Here is an 18,036-nt window from a genome sequence, read left to right as displayed (position 1 = left end):
GCCGGGGTCGCGGCCATGCCGCCGGGCTCGCACGGCCGGCGGTCCCTGGCGGCGCGCTACTGGCTGACGAGCAGGACGAGGAGCGCCAGGGCGATCAGGCCGAGACCCAGCCCTCCGGCGCCTGCGAGCGCCATTCTCACGGACAAGATCGTGGCGGCGATCCCTGGCAGGCTCGCCGGAACATGAAGCGGACGATGAAGCCGGTTCATGATGCGCCCCCGTTGGGCCGGAGCCGTGGTCGAACCCGCACGGCCGCGACAGTGTCGGCCCGTTTCGATCCCGGCGCAACGAGAAACCGGCGCCGGCGGGGCCGGGCGCGCGGGCCCCCGGCCGGCAGCGCGGGAGCCGCACGGCCCGGCCGCGATCGGGCATGGGCCCCGGCGCGGCGGGCCGCGGGCCTGCCCCGCCGCGCCGGCGCCCGCGCACGGTGCGGCGCGTCGAGAGTGTGGTAAGGTCGGTTTTCAAAGGACATCACAGTGACATTCAGACCGTCCGCCGCGCCCATCCTGAAACTGCTGTTCTGCGCATCATGGGCCCTGGCGGTTCCGGCGACCTGCGCCGAGGCCCGCTCCCCGCCGACCCGCCCCGCCGCGGCGGCCGCGCCGGAGGCCGCGGGCGATCCGAACGCCCCGACGGACGAGCAGGCGAAGGTCAGGCGCGCGCGGATCGAGGCGGAGGCGGCCAAGAGGGAGGCCGCCGACAAGAAGCGCGACGCGCGCATGAACCGCCTGGGCTCGTCCATCTGCGTCGGCTGCGGCGGCCCGACGGTCCCGTTCGATCCGACCGGCGGCGAGCCGCCGCTGCGCAAGTCCTCGTCGCAGAAGCCGGCGCGCTGACGCAGGCCCGATCCCGCGCAAGCGCCTCGTCCCGCGCGCAGCGCCGCGCGGGACCCTACCGCCCGATGACCGCCGGGGCGCCGTCCAGGAACAGGTTCACCTTCATGGTGACGATGTCGAGGACGTTCCCGGTCGGCATGTTGTAGATGAACTTGCGCACGCCGAGGTAGAAGATGCTCGCGTGCAGGCTCCAGATCGCCTCGATCTCCAGGCTGCTGACGGGGCGTTCCCGCAGCGGCGGGCGGCCGAGCTCGAGCCGCAGCTGCTCGACGATGGGCGCGAAGATCCGCTCGCGCAGGAGCTCGAGGTAGCGGGTGTTGAAGTCGAGGCCCTTCAGGCCGGCGAACATGAACAGGCGGATCCACTCGTAGGTCAGGATCACGTCGGCGTAGTCGCCGTAGAACGCGACGAGGCGGTCGCGGAGCGGGCGCCGGGCGTCCCTGACGGTGTCTTCCCAGAACGGGTTCCAGCGCCGCAGGAAGACCTCCTGGTAGACGCGCTCGACCAGGGCGTCCTTGGTCGGGAAGTAGCGGTAGAGCAGCGGCTGGGTGATGCCGAGGCGCTTGGCGAGCTCCCGGGTCTGGCCCTCGAAGCCGAACTCGGCGAAGAACCGGACCGCCTCGCGGACGATCTCCTCCTCCCGCTGGGCCGGGCTCAGGCGCCGGCGCAGCGCCGCGTCGACGGGCGGCGCCTGCGCCGCCTCCCGGCCCGCCCGCCTGCGCGGGATCGTGACTATCTTCGTCGTCGCATCCACGAACCCGATTTATCACGCATTCCGTCTCCGGCAACGCGCCCCGGGGCGCGTTGCCCCGCGGCGGCGCGTTGCCCCGCGGTGGCGCGGGCCGGGCGCGTCCGGGGCGGGATCCCGGGCGGGCATTCGGTGATCATCCGATCAGCGACGCCGCAGCCGGATCGCGCCCGTCAGCGGCCGCGGGCGCCGGGCGCGAGCTGCAGCGCGGTCGCGGCGGCCCCGAAGGCGGTGCCCAGGATCGCGACGGCGAGCCATCCGCCCCGGTCCCAGGCCGCGGTGGCGGTGGCGGAGCCCACGGTCCCGCCGAGGAACATCGCCCCCATCAGGATCGTGTTCAGGCGCGCCCGGGCCTCGGGCCGCAGCGCGAAGACGATGTGCTGGTTGGAGACGAGGGCGCTCTGCATCGCGAAGTCCAGGACGACGACGCCCACCACCAGGCCGGCGAGGGAGGCCCACAGGCCCAGGATGAGCCAGGACAGGAGCGTCGCGGCCGCGCCCAGCACGACGATCCGGTGCGGGCCGTGCCGGTCGGCGACGCGTCCCGCGAGGGGAGCCGCCAGGATGCCGACCGCCCCAACGATGCCGAACAGGCCCGCGACGTCGGCGCCGAGGCCGAAGGGCGGCGCCTCGAGGCGGAAGGCCAGGATCGTCCAGAAGGCCGTGAAGGCGGCGAAGATCAGGCCCTGCGTCACGGCCGCGCGGCGCAGCGCCGGCAGCGCCCCCCAGAGGTGGCCGACCGAGCGCATCAGCGCGCCGTAGCGCAGCCCCGCGTCCGGGCGGCTGTGGGGCAGGCGCGCGGCCATCAGGCCGCCGGCCGCGACGGCTATCGGGGCGCCGAGCCAGAACATGGCGCGCCAGCCCGCGTGGGTGGCGACGAAGCCCGCCAGGGTGCGGCTGAGGAGGATGCCGGAGAGGATGCCGGCCAGCACCGTGCCGACGGTGGCGCCGCGCCGCTCCGGGGCGGAGAGGTGCGCGGCGAGCGGCACGATTTGCTGCGCGACCGTCGCGGACACCCCCACGAGGAGCGAGGCGAGGAGGATCAGCCCGGCGCTCGGCGCCGCCGCGGCCAGCACCAGGGCGACGGCGAGCAGGCCGAACTGCGCGACGATCAGGCGCCGGCGCTCCACGAGGTCGCCGAGCGGGACCAGGAGGAAGAGGCCGACCGCGTAGCCGAGCTGCGTCGCGGTCGGGATCAGGCCGGTGAGGCGGCCGGGCAGGTCGCGCTCGATCACGCCGAGCATCGGCTGGTTGTAGTAGATGTTGGCGACCGCGACGCCCGCCGCGGCCGCCATCAGGAAGGTCAGGCCCCGGCCGGCGGCCGCCTGTTCATGGCCGGCGGCCGGGCGGGCGTCGAGGGTCGTGTCGCTCGTCATCGCGGTTCTCCTGCGGCACCGGCCCCGGCCCGGCGGTCGCGTCGCCGGGCCGGGACCGGCCGGCGGATCCCGGCGCCGCGCCGGGCGGCCCGCGGGGTCTCGGTCACGAAGGTATTCTCCGCCGTCCGGCGATCCAGTGACGCGCCGCTGACGCCGTCGCCGGCGGGCGGGACACCCGTCAGGCACCGGTCGGGAGCGGGGCGTTGGCGCTGTCCAGGAACTCGACCGTCGTGAAGGTGAGCGGGGTCTCGCCGATGTTCTCGAGGTCGTGGGTCATGAAGTCGCCGGGGCCGAAGCGGTGGTGCTGCGTGTCCCCGGCCGCGTAGGTGACCTCGGCGATGCGGCCGTCGCCGTAGTGCGAGCGCGCCCGCCCGCCCGTCACCGCCGTCCAGAAGTAGTCGAGCACGTGGGTGTGGAAGCCGATGCGCTCGCCGGGCTCGAGCGTCAGGAGCCAGACCCGGACGCGCTCCGTCTGCGAGACGAGGCGGCTCCCCACCGCCCCGATGCCGGCCCGGCCGGCGAAGTCCCGCCGCAGGGCCTCGGGCCAGGCGGCCGGGGCCGCGGGCCAGTGCGCGATGACGTGCTGTGCCATGGTGGAATCTCCTCTCCGGCTCCTGGAGGTGGTCGCCTCGGCTCAGTGGAAGGCGGGCGCCCGGGGCCGGTCGAAGCCGGTCTGGGCGGTGACGTTCTGCGCCGCGAAGGCGGCCCGGACGGCCTGCGCCGCCGCGCTCCGGTCGAGCCGCGAGACCGCCCAGGAGATCAGGAAGGCGAGCGGCACCGAGACCAGGGCGGGGTTGTCGTACGGGAACGGCGCCGGCCCGAGCCGGAGGGTCGCGGTCCAGACGCTCGGGCTGGCCGCCACCAGGGCCAGGGCCGAGACGAGGCCGGCGACCGAGCCGGCGACCGCCCCCCGGGTGGTGAGGCCGCGCCAGGAGACCGAGAGCACGATCACCGGGAAGTTGGCGCTCGCCGCGATGGCGAAGACGAGGCCGACCATGAAGGCGATGTTCTGGTGCTCGAACAGGACACCGAGCGCCATGGCGGCGAGGCTGATCGCGATGGCGGCGCCCTTCGACACCCGCACCTCCTCCTGCTCGCTCGCTCGCCCGGCCGCGCCGGAGGACCCGGGCGTAGAGGTCGTGGCTCGCCGCCGAGGCCCCGGCGATCGTGAGGCCCGAGACGACCGCCAGGATCGTCGCGAAGGCCACCGCCGAGATGAAGCCGAGGAGCACCGGACCGCCGAGGCGGTCGGCGAGGTGCAGCGCCACCATGTTGGCGCCGCCCGTCAGCTGGCCGGCGGCGTCCTGGAAGGCCGGATCGCCGAGGACGAGCGCGATGGCGCCGAAGCCGAGGACGAACAGGAGGGTGTAGAAGACCGTGATGAACCCGGTCGCGACCAGCACCGAGAGCCGGGCCTGGCGCGCGTCGGCCACCGTGAAGAAGCGCATCAGGATGTGCGGCAGGCCGGCGGTGCCGAAGATCAGCGCGACGCCGAGGGACACGGCCGAGACCGGGTCCTTCACGAGGCCGCCCGGCGCCATGATGGCGTGGCTGCGGGGGTGGAGCGCGACGGCGCGGGCGAACAGCGCCTCCAGGCTGAAGCCGAAGCGGGCGAGGATCAGGCCCGACATCAGGGCGGTGCCCGACAGGAGCAGGACGGCCTTGATGATCTGCACCCAGGTCGTCGCCCGCATGCCCCCGAAGGCGACGTAGAGCATCATCAGGACGCCCACGAGCGCCACGGCCGTCCCGTAGGGCAGCCCGAACAGGAGCTCGATCAGCTTGCCGGCCCCGACCATCTGGGCGATCAGGTAGAACAGGACGATCACCAGGGTGTTGAGGCCGGCGACCACGCGCACCGGCACCTCGGACAGCCGGTAGGCCGCCACGTCCGCGAAGGTGTAGCGGCCGAGGTTGCGCAGCGGCTCGGCGATCAGGAACAGGATCATCGGGAAGCCGACCAGGAAGCCGATCGCGTAGATCATGCCGTCGTAGCCCGAGGTGTAGATCAGCGCGGTCACGCCCAGGAAGGTCGCGGCGGAGGTGTAGTCGCCCGCGATCGCGAGGCCGTTCTGGACGCCGCCGAGGCCGCCGCCCGCCGCGTAGTAGTCGCTCGCCGTCCGGGTGCCGCGCCGCGCGGCCCGGACCGTGATGACGAGGGTGAGGGCCACGAATGCGAGGAACAGCGCGATCGCGGTCGGGTTCAGGGGCTGGCGCGCCGTCGGCCCCGCGAGGGCGTCGGCGGCGGCGGCCCCGGCGACCAGGCTCGCCGGGACGGCCGCCAGGAGCGGGCGCAGCGCGCTCATCGCAGGTCCTCCCGCAGGCGGCGGCTCAGGGCGTCGAGCCGGGTGTTGGCGACGAGGACGTAGAGGGCGGTGAGCACGAAGCCGAAGCTCAGGAGCCCGGCCCCCGCGACGATGCCCCAGGTGATCACCGACCCGTCGCGGACGGGCGTGCCGAGGAGGGCCGGACGGAAGGCGACCGTCAGGATGTAGCCGAAATAGGCGGCCGACATCGCCGCCGCGAGGGCGAGGCCGAGGCAGCGTCGCTCGAAGGCGAGGCGCCGGAAGACCGGATGGCCCTCGATCCTGTCGATGCCCATGGGGTGGCTCACGGCGTGCTCCCTGGTCCGTTGCGTGGGGGGTTCCGCTCAGGCGGCGATGCCGGCCGCGACCGCGGTCTCGGCCATGACGGCCTCGGGGCGCCGGTGGCGCTCGGCCATGGCGCGCTCGGCCGGCGTGAGGATCTGCGCCTGCATGTAGGCGCCGAGCTCCCGCGCCCGCCGGACGACCGCGGCCCCGAAGCCGAGGCGCGCCGCCTCGAAGGCGGAGAGGCCCGCCGCGAGGTCGCCGGGATTCGCCGCGAGGGCGTCCGCCAGGGCCTGGGCGTCCCCGGCGGCCTTGGTCACCCCCATCCCGACGTGGGGCCGGGCCACGAAGGCCGCGTCCCCCAGGATGACGGTGCGCGGGCCGAGGACCATCCGGGGCGCCTCGAGGTCCTGGATCGCCTGGATGAAGGGCTGGGGCGTCCGCTCGACCACCTCGGCGAAGGGCGGCGCGAGCAGGCGGCGCGCGTCCCGCCGCAGGGCGGCGACCACCTCGGGCCGGATCCGGTTGGGCGGGATCGAGAGGGCGTGCGTCACGCCGTCGGTGCCGGTCAGGAGCGACCTGAGGGCGCCGTCGGCCGCGGCCGGGCGGTACCAGACGAAGTTGAACCGGCGCCGCCCGCGCGCCGTGGCCTCGTCGGCCCCGGCGACCGGGTAGCCGAGCATCTGCTCCCCGTCCGGGAGCGAGAACGCGAAGTGGTCGCAGAGCGCCGCCCGGGTCGCGTCCGAGAGGTCGGCCTCGTCGACGAGGCCGCGCCAGGCGACGTAGCCGACGTAGGCCGGCGCGACCGCCGGGGCGCACTGCGCCCGCACGCTCGAGGCGATGCCGTCGGCGCCCACGAGGAGGTCCCCCCGCTCCGACCCGCCGTCGGCGAAGTGCGCGGTCACCGACCCGGCCTCGTCCACCACCCGCGCGAGGCCCCGGCCGTGGTGGTAGCTCTCGGCCGGCAGCGCCTGCCGGAGCAGGCCGTAGAGGCGCCCCCAGGAGGTCAGCACCTGGGGCAGCGCCAGCTCGCCGACGAGGCCGCCCTCCCGCGAGAAGACCCGGCGGCCCTCGACGCGCACGCCGACCTCCGCCTCGCCCCGGCCGATGCCGGCCCGCTGGAGCACCGCGAACAGCTCGGCGTGCGTGACGATGCCGGCGCCGCGGCCGGACAGCTCCGTGCCGACGCGCTCGAACACGTCGACCCGCCAGCCGGCGCGCGCCAGCAGCAGGGCGGTGAACAGCCCCGCCATGGAGCCGCCGACCACGAGGGCCCGCGGCGGCCTCGCCGGCGGGAATGCTGCGCGCTGTCCCATGACGTCTCCTCCAGCGTCCCCACGGGGGCCGGTGGCCGCCGCCGGAGCGCGGGCCACCGTTTATCGATTGATCAATCATCACCCGGCGGGCCGGCACCGTCAAGCGCTATTTATCATCTGAACATTAGCTGGCGCGAATCCGGTTGCGGAGTCCCGCGGGCGGGCCGCGGCGCGGCCCGCCGGTGGCCGCCCGATCATTGCGGGCGGGCGACGAGCCCGCGCGCGGGCGGCGCGCGCTTGGCGCATGGATGATGGGCGCGGTCGGGTCGGGGTGCCGGGAGGCGCCGGGGGCGGGAGCGATGACGGGTTGTACCCAACTCCCATCACGCCGGGCGGTCCGCGAGACCGCAGGCGCGGAGGCCCGCCAGCATGTGGCCCGGGGCCGGCGCCTCCACGGCGACGGGCGGCCGCCGCGGGTAGAGCGGCAGCGCGAGGGCCCGGGCGTGGAGCTGGAGGCCCGGCCCGCCGTGCCGGGGCGCGGTGCCGTAGATCGCATCGCCGAGGATCGGCCAGCCCATGGCGGCGCAGTGGACCCGCAGCTGGTGCGTGCGGCCGGTCACCGGCGTCAGGGCGAGCCAGGCGGCGCCGGTGAGGGGATCCCGGCCCAGGCGGCGCCAGCGGGTCAGCGCGGGGTCTCCGGCGGGATCGGTCCGCATCCACCAGCTCCGCGGGTCGTCGGAGCGGCGCGCCAGGGCGAGCGCGACCTCGCCCTCCTCCTCGCGCGGCCCGCCCTCGACGAGGGCCCAGTAGGTCTTGTCCGCCCGCCCGCCCGCGAACAGCGCCCCGAGGCGCGCCAGCGCCCTGGCGTGGCGGCCGAGCGCCAGGCAGCCGGAGGTGTCGCGGTCGAGGCGGTGGGCGGCCTCGGGCCGGCGCGGCAGGCCGAAGCGCAGGGCGTCGAGGTGCTGCACCAGGGTCTCGCCGCCCCCCGGGCCCGGATGCACCGGCAGGCCCGCCGGCTTGTCGATGACGAGCACCAGGGCGTCGCGGTAGAGGAGCCGCGCCTCGATGTTGTCGACGATCATGGTGGGCCTGCGGCCGAGTCGCCAAGGGGCGCCGCCGCGGTCCCGGTCACCGCGGTGGCAAGGAGCGCCGCCGCGGTCCCGGTCACCGCGGTAGCAAGGGGCGCCGTGACGGCGCGTGGGATCCGGGCTAGGCCGCCCTAAATCCTTCGAGCGGTCTGGAGCAAGTGCGGATGAGCGACACCAACAAGCCGGGCTGGTTCGGCCGCCTGTTCGGCCGCAAGGCCGAGACCCCGGACGAGGCGCCCGCCGACGCTCCGGCCGGGGCGCCCGCGGTCAGCCCGGACCCGGCCGGCGCGATGCCGACCGAGCCCACCGGGACGCTCTCGGAGGGCGTGCCGGATTTCGCGGCCGCCGCCGACGACGTCCTGCCCGCGCCCCCGACCGTGACCGAGGCCTCGCCCGGGACGGAGGCCGCCCACGACCTCCCGGACGAGCTGGCCGGCGCCGACCTGGAGCCCGTGGAGGACGCCGAGGCGCCGGCCCCCGAGGCGCCGGCGATCCAGCCCATCGATGCCGCGGCGGTCTTGAGCGCCGAGGCGGTCCTGGCTGCCGAGGCGGTCCAGGGCGGCGAGGCGGTCGAGAAGCGCGGCTGGTGGGGCCGCCTGACCGGTGGCCTCAAGCGCACCTCCTCGGCCCTGTCGGACCGCGTCACCGGGCTCTTCACCAAGCGCAAGCTCGATGCCGACACCCTGGAGGAGCTGGAGGACGCCCTGATCCAGGCCGATTTCGGGGTCGAGACCGCGACCCGGATCGCCGAGGCCGTAGGCAAGGGCCGCTACGAGAAGGGCATCGCCCCCGACGAGGTGCGGGCGATCCTGGCGTCCGAGGTCGAGCGGGCCCTCGACCCGGTGGCCCTGCCCCTGACCATCGACGCCGGCCACAAGCCCTTCGTGATCCTGATGATCGGCGTCAACGGCGCCGGCAAGACCACCACGATCGGCAAGCTCGCCCAGAAGTTCAGGGCCCAGGGCCGGACCGTGATGCTGGCCGCCGGCGACACCTTCCGGGCCGCCGCCATCGAGCAGCTCAAGGTCTGGGGCGAGCGCACCGGCGCGCCCGTGGTGGCGCGCCCGCAGGGGGCGGACGCCGCCGGCCTCGCCTACGACGCCCTCGAGGCCGCCCGGGAGGCCGGCACCGACATCCTGATGATCGACACGGCCGGCCGGCTCCAGAACAAGGCCGGGCTGATGGCGGAGTTGGAGAAGGTCGTCCGGGTGATCACGAAGCTCGAGCCGACGGCGCCCCACGCCGTCCTCCTCGTCCTCGACGCCACGGTCGGCCAGAACGCGCTGAGCCAGGTCGAGCTGTTCCGGCAGTCGGCCGGCGTCACCGGCCTCGTGATGACGAAGCTCGACGGCACCGCCCGGGGCGGCATCCTGGTGGCGCTCGCCGCCAGGTTCGGGCTGCCGGTGCACTTCATCGGGGTCGGCGAGGGGGTGGACGACCTCGAGCCCTTCGCGGCCCGCGACTTCGCCCGGGCGATCGCCGGCCTGGAGAAGGGCTGAAGGCGGGCCGGCCGCCGGGCGTCCCCTCCCGCCACCCGTCGATTGCGATGGACATCCGCCGGTCCTCCGGGGATGGATGGAGCAACGACGGCCGGAGACGGCCCGCGACCCCGGCCGGACACGAGCCGGCTGCCCCCGAACGCGCGGGGAACCGCGCCGTCCGCGACGGGACCCGCCGCGGGCGGCGTGCCGCGCGTCCCCGCGTCGTGCCCGCATCGCTCCCTCCAAGACCCATCGTGCTCCCATGAAGATCGAAGCCGTCCCGCCCAAGACCCACCTGCCGCCGCTCGCCAAGCTCGCCCTCGAGCTCGGCCCCCTCGGGGTGTTCTTCCTCGGCAACGCCTACGCGGACCGGTTCGGGTTCGCGGCCGACCAGCGCCTGTTCGTGGCGACGGGCCTGTTCATCGCCGCGACCCTGCTGGCGCTCGCGGTGCACTACGCCTGGGTGCGGCGGCTGCCGATCATGCCGCTCGTCTCCGGGATCGTCGTGGTGGTGTTCGGCGGCCTGACCCTGGCGCTCCAGGACGAGGTGTTCATCAAGCTCAAGCCCACGATCGTGAACAGCCTGTTCGGGGCGGTGCTGCTCGGCGGCCTCGCCTTCGGCCGGCCGCTGCTGGCGCTGGTGCTCGACAGCGTCTTCGACCTGACGCCGGAGGGCTGGCGCAAGCTCACGTTCCGGTGGGGCGTCTTCTTCTTCGTGCTCGCGGCCATCAACGAGGTGGTGTGGCGCACCCAGACCACGGATTTCTGGGTCAGCTTCAAGGTCTTCGGCATCATGCCGCTGACGGTCGCGTTCGCCCTGGCGCAGACGCCGCTGCTCCTGCGCCACGAGCGCAAGTCCGGGCAGGCCTGACCCCCGCGGGCAAGCCCGCGCGGCGAGGGGGGTCAACCCGCGCGGCGCGGGGGTGAACCCGCGCGGCCCGCGCGGCGCGGGCGCGACGCCGCAGGGGGCGGCGGGAACCCGCGGTGGCCGCGGGCGATTCTAAGCCTTCATGACGCCCTCGTCCGCCACGGCCCCCTCCCCCGCGCCGGCTCCCTCCTCGGGGATTCCCGGCGGCCTCGCCGCCAAGGCGCTCGCGATCCACCGCCGCCTGTGCGGGGTCTACGGCTGCCCGATCCCGTACTTCCACGACCTCGACCCGGTGAGCGAGCTCGTCTCCTCGCTGCTCTCGCACCGGACCCGCAACGCCGAGTCCGGCCGCGCCTTCAAGGCCCTGCGGGCCCGCTTCCCCGACTGGTCGGCGCTCATCGACGCGCCGACGCCGGAGGTCGAGGCCCTGATCGCGGGCGTGACCTGGCCCGAGCTGAAGGCGCCGCGCATCCAGGCCGTGCTGCGGGCGGTGCGGGAGCGCCGCGGCGTCCTCGACCTCGACATGCTGGCCGGGCTCGACGTCTCGGCGGCCCGGGCCTGGCTCGAGGCGATCCCGGGGATCGGGCCGAAGACCAGCGCGGCGGTCCTGTCGTTCAGCCGCCTGCGCATGCCGGCGCTCCCGGTCGACAGCCACCACCACCGCGTCGCCCAGCGCACCGGGCTGATCGGCCCGAAGGTCGACGTCGGACCCGCCCACGCGGTCCTGCGGGCGCAGCTCCCCGCCGACTGGGACGCCCAGAGCCTGTACGACAATCACGAGGTCTTGATGCTGCACGGGCAGCGCTGCTGCCACCATCGCGCCCCGGCCTGCGGCCGCTGCGCGATCCTCGACCTCTGCCCCACGGGCCAGGCCCGCGGCGCGGCGCCGGCGAGGCGGGAGCCGGAGGCGCTCCCGGCCTGACGGCGGCCGGCGCGGCCCCGCCCCGCCTTGACCGGCCGCCGCGGATCGGTTCAGAACGCCGCGCCCGCGGGACTGCCCGACCCTCGGCCGCAGGGGACGACGACACACCATGCCCGCGTTCAAGGAACTGGTCTTTTCCGGCGTCCAGCCGACCGGAAACCTGCACCTCGGCAACTACCTCGGCGCCATCAAGCGCTTCGTCGCCATGCAGGCGCGGTCCGAGTGCATCTACTGCGTGGTCGACCTGCACGCGATCACGCTCTGGCAGGAGCCGGCGGAGCTCACGAGCCAGATCCGCGAGGTCACGGCGGCCTTCCTGGCGGCGGGCATCGACCCGGCGCGCTCCATCGTGTTCAACCAGTCCCAGGTGCCCCAGCACGCCGAGCTGGCCTGGATCTTCAACTGCGTGGCCCGCCTCGGCTGGCTCAACCGCATGACGCAGTTCAAGGAGAAGGCCGGCAAGGACCGCGAGAACGCCAGCGTCGGGCTCTACGACTATCCCGTCCTGATGGCGGCCGACATCCTGGCCTACCGGGCGACCCACGTGCCGGTCGGCGAGGACCAGAAGCAGCACCTCGAACTGACCCGCGACATCGCCCAGAAGTTCAACAACGACTTCGCGGGCGCGATCGCCGAGCAGGGCCACGGCGAGGCCTTCTTCCCCCTCACGGAGCCCCTGATCGGCGGCCCCGCCGCCCGGGTCATGTCCCTGCGCGACGGCACCCGGAAGATGTCGAAGTCGGACCCGTCCGACTACTCGCGCATCAACCTCACGGACGACGCCGACGCCATCGCCCAGAAGGTGCGCAAGGCCAAGACCGACGCCGAGCCCCTCCCCGCCGAGGCCGCGGGCCTCGACCGGCGGCCCGAGGCCGACAACCTCGTGGGCATCTTCGCGGCGCTCAACGACGCGACGCGCGAGGAGGTGCTGCGCGACTACGGCGGCGCCCAGTTCTCGGCCTTCAAGGGCGCGCTGGTCGACCTCGCGGTGGCGAAGCTCGGGCCGATCGGCGCCGAGATGAAGCGCCTCGTCGGCGATCCCGGCCACATCGACCGCGTGCTCGCCGACGGCGCCGCCCGGGCCGAGGCCATCGCCGCGCCGAACCTCGCCGCCGTGAAGGACATCGTGGGCTTCGTGCGGCGGCGCTGAGGCGCCGGAGCGGGCCGGCGGGGCTCCCGGCGCGGGGCTGCCGACAGGCCGGCAATCGGCCGCCGCGGCCTTGAAGCGGCGCGGCCCGCGCGCATAACGCTCGGGAGCCCGACCGCCGGAGGAGCCCGCCATGCCGGTCCAAGCCCTGATCTTCGACGTCTTCGGCACCCTGCTCGACTGGCACGGCGGCGTCGCCCGCGAGGCGAGCCGCCTGCTCTCGGCGCTGCGGCCCGACGTCGACGGCCACGCCTTCGCGCGGGCCTGGCGCGACCGCTACCAGCCCGGCATGGAGCCGATCCGGCAGGGCGCGCGCGCCTACGCGGATCTCGACACGCTGCACGCCGAGAGCCTCGACGGCGTGCTCGCGACCTTGCGCCTCGGCGAGGCGGTGCCGGACGAGATCAAGCACGAATTGGTCCTGGCCTGGCACCGGCTCGACGCCTGGCCGGAGGTGCCGGCGGCCCTCGCGCGCCTGAAGGAGCGCTACCTGCTGGCGCCCTGCTCCAACGCCCACGTGCGCCTCGCCATCGCGCATGCCCGCCGCAACGCGCTGCCCTGGGACGCGGTGCTCGGGGCCGAGTTCGCCCAGGACTACAAGCCGAAATCCGCCGTGTACCTCCGCGCCGTCGAGGCGCTGCGGCTCGCCCCCGACGCCGTCATGATGGTGGCGGCCCACTCCTCCGACCTCGCGGCGGCGGCGGCCTGCGGCCTCGCCACCGCCCACGTCGCCCGCCCGGACGAGAGCGGCCCCGGCACCGGCGAGACCGCCCCGCTGGTGCCGGTGGACCTCGCCGCCCGGGACCTCGCCGACCTCGCCCGGCAGCTCGGCTGCTGAGGCGGCGGCGCGCGCGGGCCCGCCGGACGCGCGCAAGGGCCCGCCCTCGGGGGAGAGCGGGCCCTCGATCGATCGCGCGCGGCCTCGCGCGGGCTCAGTTCAGGGTGGCGTTCGCCGGGCGGCGCTCCGTCGAGACCGCGACGTCCCCGATGATCAGGCCGGCCGAGCCGAGGCGCACCGGCACGGTCTCGCCGTCGTGGATGCTGCCGGCCAGGATCTGCTCGGCCAGCGGGTCCTGCACCGCCTTCTGGATCACGCGCTTCAGGGGACGCGCCCCGTAGGCCGGGTCGTAGCCCTTGCCGGCGAGCCAGGCGCGGGCGTCCGCCTCGACGTCGAGGGTGATCTTGCGCTCCTCCAGCAGCCGTGCGAGGCGGCCGAGCTGGATGTCGACGATCGCCCCCATCTCCTGGCGCTGGAGCCGGTGGAACAGGATGATCTCGTCGACCCGGTTCAGGAATTCCGGCCGGAAGTGCGACCGCACCACGCCCATCACCTCCCCGCGGACCGCGTCGGTGTCCTGGCCCTCGGGCTGGCTCACCAGGTACTCCGACCCGAGGTTCGACGTCATGATGATCAGCGTGTTGCGGAAGTCGACCGTCCGCCCCTGCCCGTCCGTGAGCCGCCCGTCGTCGAGGACCTGCAAGAGGACGTTGAACACGTCCGGGTGCGCCTTCTCGACCTCGTCGAACAGCACGACCTGGTAGGGCCGGCGCCGCACCGCCTCCGTCAGCGATCCGCCCTCCTCGTAGCCGACGTAGCCGGGGGGCGCGCCGATGAGCCGGGCGACCGCGTGCTTCTCCATGTACTCCGACATGTCGATGCGCACGAGGGCGGTGTCGTCGTCGAACAGGAACCCGGCGAGCGCCTTCGTCAGCTCCGTCTTGCCGACGCCGGTGGGGCCGAGGAACATGAACGAGCCGATCGGGCGGTTCGGGTCCTGGAGCCCGGCGCGGGCGCGGCGCACGGCGGTCGCGACCGCCTCCACCGCCTCGCGCTGGCCGACGACCCGGCGGGCGAGCGCCTCCTCCATGCCGAGCAGCTTCTCGCGCTCGCCCTCCAGCATCTTGTCCACCGGCACGCCGGTCCAGCGCGAGACCACGCCCGCGACGTGGCTCGGCGTCACCGCCTCCTCCATCAGGCCGCCGCCGTTGCCCCGGGTGCCGTCCTGGCCCCGCGCCTCGATCTCGGCGAGCTCGCGCTCCAGGCCCGGGACGATGCCGTAGGCGAGTTCCCCCGCCCGCTGGTACTGGCCCTGGCGCTGCGCCGCGGCGAGGTCGGTACGGGCCTCGTCGAGCTTCTTCTTCAGCTCCGCGGCGCGGCCGAGCTTGTCCTTCTCGGCCTTCCAGCGCGCCGTGATGCTGGCCGACTGCTCCTCGAGGTCGGCGAGCTCGCGCTCCAGGCGCAGCAGGCGGTCGCGGGAGGCGGAATCGGCCTCCTTCTTGAGCGCCTCGCCCTCGATCTTCAGCCGCACGATCTCGCGGTCGATGGTGTCGAGCTCCTCGGGCTTCGAGTCGACCTGCATGCGCAGGCGCGAGGCCGCCTCGTCGACGAGGTCGATCGCCTTGTCGGGCAGGAAGCGGTCGGTGATGTAGCGGTTCGACAGGGTCGCGGCGGCGACGAGGGCCGCGTCCTGGATGCGCACGCCGTGGTGCTGCTCGTACTTCTCCTTGATGCCGCGCAGGATCGAGACCGTGTCCTCCACGGTCGGCTCCGAGACGAAGACTGGCTGGAAGCGCCGCGCCAGCGCCGCGTCCTTCTCGACGTGCTTGCGGTACTCGTCGAGCGTGGTGGCGCCGACGCAGTGCAGCTCGCCGCGGGCGAGCGCGGGCTTGAGGAGGTTCGAGGCGTCCATGGCGCCGTCGGCCTTGCCGGCCCCGACGAGCGTGTGCATCTCGTCGATGAACAGCACGATCTGGCCGTCCGCCGCCGTCACCTCGGCGAGCACGCCCTTGAGCCGCTCCTCGAACTCGCCGCGGTACTTCGCGCCCGCGATGAGCGAGCCGAGGTCGAGGGCGAGCAGGCGCTTGTCGCGCAGGGATTCCGGCACGTCGCCGTTGATGATGCGCAGCGCCAGCCCCTCCACGATGGCGGTCTTGCCGACGCCGGGCTCGCCGATCAGGACGGGGTTGTTCTTGGTGCGCCGCGACAGGACCTGGATGGTGCGGCGGATCTCCTCGTCGCGGCCGATGACCGGGTCGAGCTTGCCCTCGCGCGCCGCCTCGGTGAGGTCGCGGGCGTACTTCCTGAGCGCGTCGTAGGCGTTCTCGGCCGTGGCGTTGTCGGCGGTGCGGCCCTTGCGCAGCGCCGTGATGGCCCCGTTGAGGGAGGCCGCCGTGACGCCGGCCGCCGCCAGGATCCGGCCGGCCTCCGCGTCCTTCTCGACGGCGAGCGCGAGCAGCAGGCGCTCCACCGTGACGTAGGAATCGCCGGCCTTCTCGGCCGCCTTCTCGGCCGTGTCGAACAGGCGCATCAGCTCGCGCGTCGCCTGCGGCTGCGAGGCGCCGCCCGACACCTTCGGCTGCCGGCCGAGCCAGGCCTCCGTCTGCGCCAGCGCGACCCGCGACTGGCCCCCGGCCCGGTCGATCAGGCCGGCGCAGAGCCCCTCGGGGTCGTCGAGCAGCACTTTCAGGACGTGGCCCGGCGTCAGCTGCGGATGGCCCTCCCGCAGGGCGAGCGACTGCGCCGCCTGCACGAAGCCCCGCGCCCGCTCGGTGTACTTCTCGAAGTTCATGCGTTCGTTCCTCCTCGTCCGGTCCCGCCCGCCCCTCCCGCGAGGCACCGGGCGGATCCTGATGGGTGCCCCCGCGCGTCGGCCGCGCACCGGGCGCCGGCCCCCCGTCGCGGGGCTGCCGGCCTCCCCCATGTGGTGTGACATATCGGTGACACAAGGGGTCGGCCGGCGGGGCGGCGCCCGCGAGGTCTGCATTCCGGGGATGCCCGCCTCGCGGGGGACGCCGGCGGCTTGCGGCCGGGCGCTCGGGGGGCTAGCCATCGGCATGGCCACCGACACCGCGCGCCTGCGCATCGACGCCCTGCACCGCTACCCCGTGAAGGGCCTCTCGCCCGAGCCGCTCGCCGCGGTCGCGCTGACCCCCGGCGCCTACGTGCCGGGCGACCGCCTCTACGCGGTCGAGAACGGGCCGAGCGGCTTCGACCCCCTCGCGCCGGTGCATCAGCCGAAGGTCAAGTACCTGATGCTGATGCGCAACGAGGCCCTGGCCCGCCTGCGCACGCGCTACGACGCCGGCATCCTCACCATCCGGGAGGGCGGGCGGGAGGTGGTGCGGGGCGACCTGTGCCAGCCGGAGGGACGGCTCGCCGTCGAGGCGTTCCTGCGCCGCTTCATGCCCGGGGAATTGCGCGGCCCCCCGAAGGTGCTGGCCGCGCCCGAGGGCCACCGCTTCACCGATTCACGGCGCGGGTTCGTCTCGCTCATCAACCTGGCGAGCGTGGCGGCGGTCGCCGACATGGTGGGCGCGCCCGTCGACCCGCTGCGGTTTCGCGCCAACCTCCACGTCGACGGCCTCGCGCCCTTCGCCGAGCTCGACCTGGTCGGGTCAACGCTCGTCTCGGAGGCGGGCGTGCGCCTCACGGTCACCCAGCGCACGCAGCGCTGCGCGGCCACCAACGTCGACCCGGCGACGGGCGCCCGCGACCTCGCGATCCCGGCGGCCCTCCAGCGCCACCTCGGCCACCCCGATTGCGGCGTCTACGCCGAGGTGTCGGACGGGGGGACGCTGCGGCCGGGCGAGGTCCTGCGGGTGATGCCCGCGTGAGGAGCGCCGGCGCGGCCCGCCGCCCCGGAGCCGCGCGGCGCCTCAGCGGCGCGCCGGCAGCCAGACCGGCTCGGGCTCCTCGCGGGGCAGCACGGCCGCCACGGCGTCGAGGTCGACCGTGTAGGTCTCGGTGAGGAGCCGCCAGAGGTCCTGGCGGCTGGCGGCCCGGCGGCCGAGGGAATCGACCGTCGCGGCGAGGAGCGTCGGGCTGGTGAGGGCGGGACGCGGCAGGAGCGTCTCGGCTTGCGGCATCGGTCGGTGTCCCTGGCGGCCGCGCCAGAATGTCGGGATCGTGGTTAACCGGGGGTAAAGGGGATCGTCCAGCGGTGAGCGAGCGGCGCCACGTCCTCGTCCGGGCGGAGGCCGATGCGCGGGTCGGCGGCGGCCACGTCATGCGCTGCCTCGCCCTCGCGGCGGCCCTGCGCGGGCGCGGCCATGCCGTGACGGTCTGCGCCGGCCCGCAGGCGGTCCGGGCCGTGCCGGCGCTCGCGGCGAGCGGCCTTCCCGTCGTGGCCGAGCCGGTCCCGGCGGACGTCGTGGTGGTGGACCATTACGGCCTGGCGCTGGCCGAGGAGGACGCCCTGCGGCGGGCGGCCGGCGCGGCGCTCCTCGTGGCGATCGACGACCTCGCCGACCGGATGCACGGCTGCGACCTCCTCCTCGATGCCGGGGCCGGGCGCGACCCCTCCGCCTACGCGGGCCTGATCCCCGGGGGGGCGGTCGGCCTGTTCGGGCCGCGCCACGCCCTGCTGCGCCCGGACTTCGCGGCGCTCCGGCCCGCTTCGCCGCGGCGCCCGCGGGGCCTCGCCCGCATCGCGGTGGCGTTCGGGCTCTCGGACGCCACGCCCCACGTCGCCGCGACGCTCGCGGCCCTCGCCCGGGCGGCGCCGGCGGCGGCCGTCGACCTCGTCACCGGCCCGGCGGGGGCCGGGGCGGCGGCGGCACTCGCGGCCGGGCGCCCCGGCGTGCGGCTCCACGTCGACCCGCCCGACTACCCGGCGATCCTCGCCGCCGCCGACCTCGCCATCGGGGCCGCGGGCGGCTCGGCCTGGGAGCGCTGCGCCCTGGCGCTCCCCTCGATCGCGGTGCCGATCGCTCCCAACCAGGCCGGC

The 18,036-nt window shown here is 75.0% G+C and carries 16 protein-coding genes and 1 pseudogene; 8 read left to right on the top strand and 9 right to left on the bottom strand.

What is annotated here, in order from left to right; translation table 11 throughout:
- The first annotated feature begins 476 nt into the window (after window positions 1-476).
- Window positions 477-836 carry a hypothetical protein gene (locus tag DT057_RS28630; protein WP_128565479.1) on the top strand — a complete coding sequence of 120 codons (360 nt, stop codon included), beginning with the start codon at window positions 477-479 and terminating at the stop codon, window positions 834-836.
- 55 nt (window positions 837-891) lie between these two features.
- Here DT057_RS28630 and DT057_RS28625 read toward each other — a convergent pair whose 3' ends face one another.
- From DT057_RS28625 to DT057_RS28595, 7 genes and pseudogenes are all read right to left on the bottom strand, one after another.
- Entirely contained in the window at window positions 892-1,590 is a 699-nt protein-coding gene (locus DT057_RS28625; protein WP_128565478.1) for a TetR/AcrR family transcriptional regulator, read from the bottom strand.
- Between the two features lie 167 nt (window positions 1,591-1,757).
- The gene (locus DT057_RS28620) at window positions 1,758-2,960 is read right to left on the bottom strand and encodes an MFS transporter (protein ID WP_128565477.1); all 1,203 of its coding nucleotides are present in this window, start codon (window positions 2,958-2,960) and stop codon (window positions 1,758-1,760) included.
- 178 nt (window positions 2,961-3,138) lie between these two features.
- Window positions 3,139-3,552, bottom strand: coding sequence for a cupin domain-containing protein (locus DT057_RS28615; RefSeq protein ID WP_128565476.1), 414 nt, complete (start codon window positions 3,550-3,552; stop codon window positions 3,139-3,141).
- Window positions 3,553-3,594: 42 nt separating this feature from the next.
- Window positions 3,595-5,266 (bottom strand): annotated as a pseudogene (gene actP / locus DT057_RS28610) (cation/acetate symporter ActP).
- Window positions 5,263-5,574 (bottom strand): DUF485 domain-containing protein, encoded by a 312-nt coding sequence (locus tag DT057_RS28605; RefSeq protein WP_238313865.1) that lies wholly within the window; start codon window positions 5,572-5,574, stop codon window positions 5,263-5,265. Before DT057_RS28605 ends, actP begins: the two are co-directional and overlap by 4 nt.
- A 36-nt stretch (window positions 5,575-5,610) precedes the next feature.
- Window positions 5,611-6,864, bottom strand: coding sequence for an FAD binding domain-containing protein (locus tag DT057_RS28600; RefSeq protein ID WP_128565475.1), 1,254 nt, complete (start codon window positions 6,862-6,864; stop codon window positions 5,611-5,613).
- A gap of 323 nt (window positions 6,865-7,187) precedes the next feature.
- Entirely contained in the window at window positions 7,188-7,886 is a 699-nt protein-coding gene (locus DT057_RS28595; RefSeq protein ID WP_128565474.1) for an RluA family pseudouridine synthase, read from the bottom strand.
- A gap of 170 nt (window positions 7,887-8,056) precedes the next feature.
- On the opposite strand from DT057_RS28595, the gene ftsY reads away from it, so the two are divergent.
- The 5 genes from ftsY to DT057_RS28570 all read left to right on the top strand — a co-directional run bounded on the left by ftsY (window position 8,057) and on the right by DT057_RS28570 (window position 13,148).
- Window positions 8,057-9,391: a signal recognition particle-docking protein FtsY gene (gene ftsY, locus DT057_RS28590; protein WP_128565473.1), complete on the top strand. Its 1,335-nt coding sequence runs from the start codon at window positions 8,057-8,059 to the stop codon at window positions 9,389-9,391.
- Between the two features lie 244 nt (window positions 9,392-9,635).
- Window positions 9,636-10,244, top strand: coding sequence for a septation protein A (locus tag DT057_RS28585; protein WP_128565472.1), 609 nt, complete (start codon window positions 9,636-9,638; stop codon window positions 10,242-10,244).
- A 139-nt stretch (window positions 10,245-10,383) separates the two neighbouring features.
- Window positions 10,384-11,163, top strand: coding sequence for an endonuclease III domain-containing protein (locus DT057_RS28580; RefSeq protein ID WP_128565471.1), 780 nt, complete (start codon window positions 10,384-10,386; stop codon window positions 11,161-11,163).
- 109 nt (window positions 11,164-11,272) lie between these two features.
- The gene (gene trpS, locus DT057_RS28575) at window positions 11,273-12,313 is read left to right on the top strand and encodes a tryptophan--tRNA ligase (RefSeq protein ID WP_128565470.1); all 1,041 of its coding nucleotides are present in this window, start codon (window positions 11,273-11,275) and stop codon (window positions 12,311-12,313) included.
- 130 nt (window positions 12,314-12,443) lie between these two features.
- Window positions 12,444-13,148 carry a haloacid dehalogenase type II gene (locus DT057_RS28570; RefSeq protein ID WP_128565469.1) on the top strand — a complete coding sequence of 235 codons (705 nt, stop codon included), beginning with the start codon at window positions 12,444-12,446 and terminating at the stop codon, window positions 13,146-13,148.
- A 94-nt stretch (window positions 13,149-13,242) separates the two neighbouring features.
- Here the strand turns inward: DT057_RS28570 and clpB are convergent, their stop codons facing one another.
- A complete protein-coding gene (gene clpB, locus DT057_RS28565; protein WP_128565468.1) occupies window positions 13,243-15,879 on the bottom strand; it encodes an ATP-dependent chaperone ClpB in 2,637 nt (878 codons plus the stop codon).
- Window positions 15,880-16,144: 265 nt separating this feature from the next.
- Between clpB and DT057_RS28560 the strand changes: the two genes are divergently transcribed.
- A complete protein-coding gene (locus tag DT057_RS28560) occupies window positions 16,145-16,924 on the top strand; it encodes an MOSC domain-containing protein (RefSeq protein WP_128565467.1) in 780 nt (259 codons plus the stop codon).
- 42 nt (window positions 16,925-16,966) lie between these two features.
- Here the strand turns inward: DT057_RS28560 and DT057_RS28555 are convergent, their stop codons facing one another.
- Window positions 16,967-17,176: a hypothetical protein gene (locus DT057_RS28555; RefSeq protein WP_128565466.1), complete on the bottom strand. Its 210-nt coding sequence runs from the start codon at window positions 17,174-17,176 to the stop codon at window positions 16,967-16,969.
- A 74-nt stretch (window positions 17,177-17,250) separates the two neighbouring features.
- Here DT057_RS28555 and pseG point away from each other — a divergent pair.
- On the top strand, window positions 17,251-18,036 hold a 786-nt coding region (gene pseG / locus DT057_RS28550; protein WP_162501539.1), incomplete at its 3' end, for a UDP-2,4-diacetamido-2,4,6-trideoxy-beta-L-altropyranose hydrolase.

Source organism: Methylobacterium crusticola (assembly GCF_003574465.1).
Taxonomy (GTDB): Bacteria; Pseudomonadota; Alphaproteobacteria; order Rhizobiales; family Beijerinckiaceae; genus Methylobacterium; species Methylobacterium crusticola.
The sequence above is the reverse complement of the archived record's forward strand: the minus strand, read 5'-3'. Positions and strand labels throughout refer to the sequence as shown.

Bases quoted from the DNA above. Each gene is read 5' to 3' on its own strand.
- DT057_RS28620 (WP_128565477.1), bottom strand. From the start codon at position 2,960: ATGACGAGCGACACGACCCTCGACGCCCGCCCGGCCGCCGGCCATGAA.
- DT057_RS28615 (WP_128565476.1), bottom strand. From the start codon at position 3,552: ATGGCACAGCACGTCATCGCGCACTGGCCCGCGGCCCCGGCCGCCTGG.
- DT057_RS28600 (WP_128565475.1), bottom strand. From the start codon at position 6,864: ATGGGACAGCGCGCAGCATTCCCGCCGGCGAGGCCGCCGCGGGCCCTC.
- DT057_RS28595 (WP_128565474.1), bottom strand. From the start codon at position 7,886: ATGATCGTCGACAACATCGAGGCGCGGCTCCTCTACCGCGACGCCCTG.
- ftsY (WP_128565473.1), top strand. From the start codon at position 8,057: ATGAGCGACACCAACAAGCCGGGCTGGTTCGGCCGCCTGTTCGGCCGC.
- DT057_RS28585 (WP_128565472.1), top strand. From the start codon at position 9,636: ATGAAGATCGAAGCCGTCCCGCCCAAGACCCACCTGCCGCCGCTCGCC.
- DT057_RS28580 (WP_128565471.1), top strand. From the start codon at position 10,384: ATGACGCCCTCGTCCGCCACGGCCCCCTCCCCCGCGCCGGCTCCCTCC.
- trpS (WP_128565470.1), top strand. From the start codon at position 11,273: ATGCCCGCGTTCAAGGAACTGGTCTTTTCCGGCGTCCAGCCGACCGGA.
- DT057_RS28570 (WP_128565469.1), top strand. From the start codon at position 12,444: ATGCCGGTCCAAGCCCTGATCTTCGACGTCTTCGGCACCCTGCTCGAC.
- clpB (WP_128565468.1), bottom strand. From the start codon at position 15,879: ATGAACTTCGAGAAGTACACCGAGCGGGCGCGGGGCTTCGTGCAGGCG.
- DT057_RS28560 (WP_128565467.1), top strand. From the start codon at position 16,145: ATGGCCACCGACACCGCGCGCCTGCGCATCGACGCCCTGCACCGCTAC.
- DT057_RS28555 (WP_128565466.1), bottom strand. From the start codon at position 17,176: ATGCCGCAAGCCGAGACGCTCCTGCCGCGTCCCGCCCTCACCAGCCCG.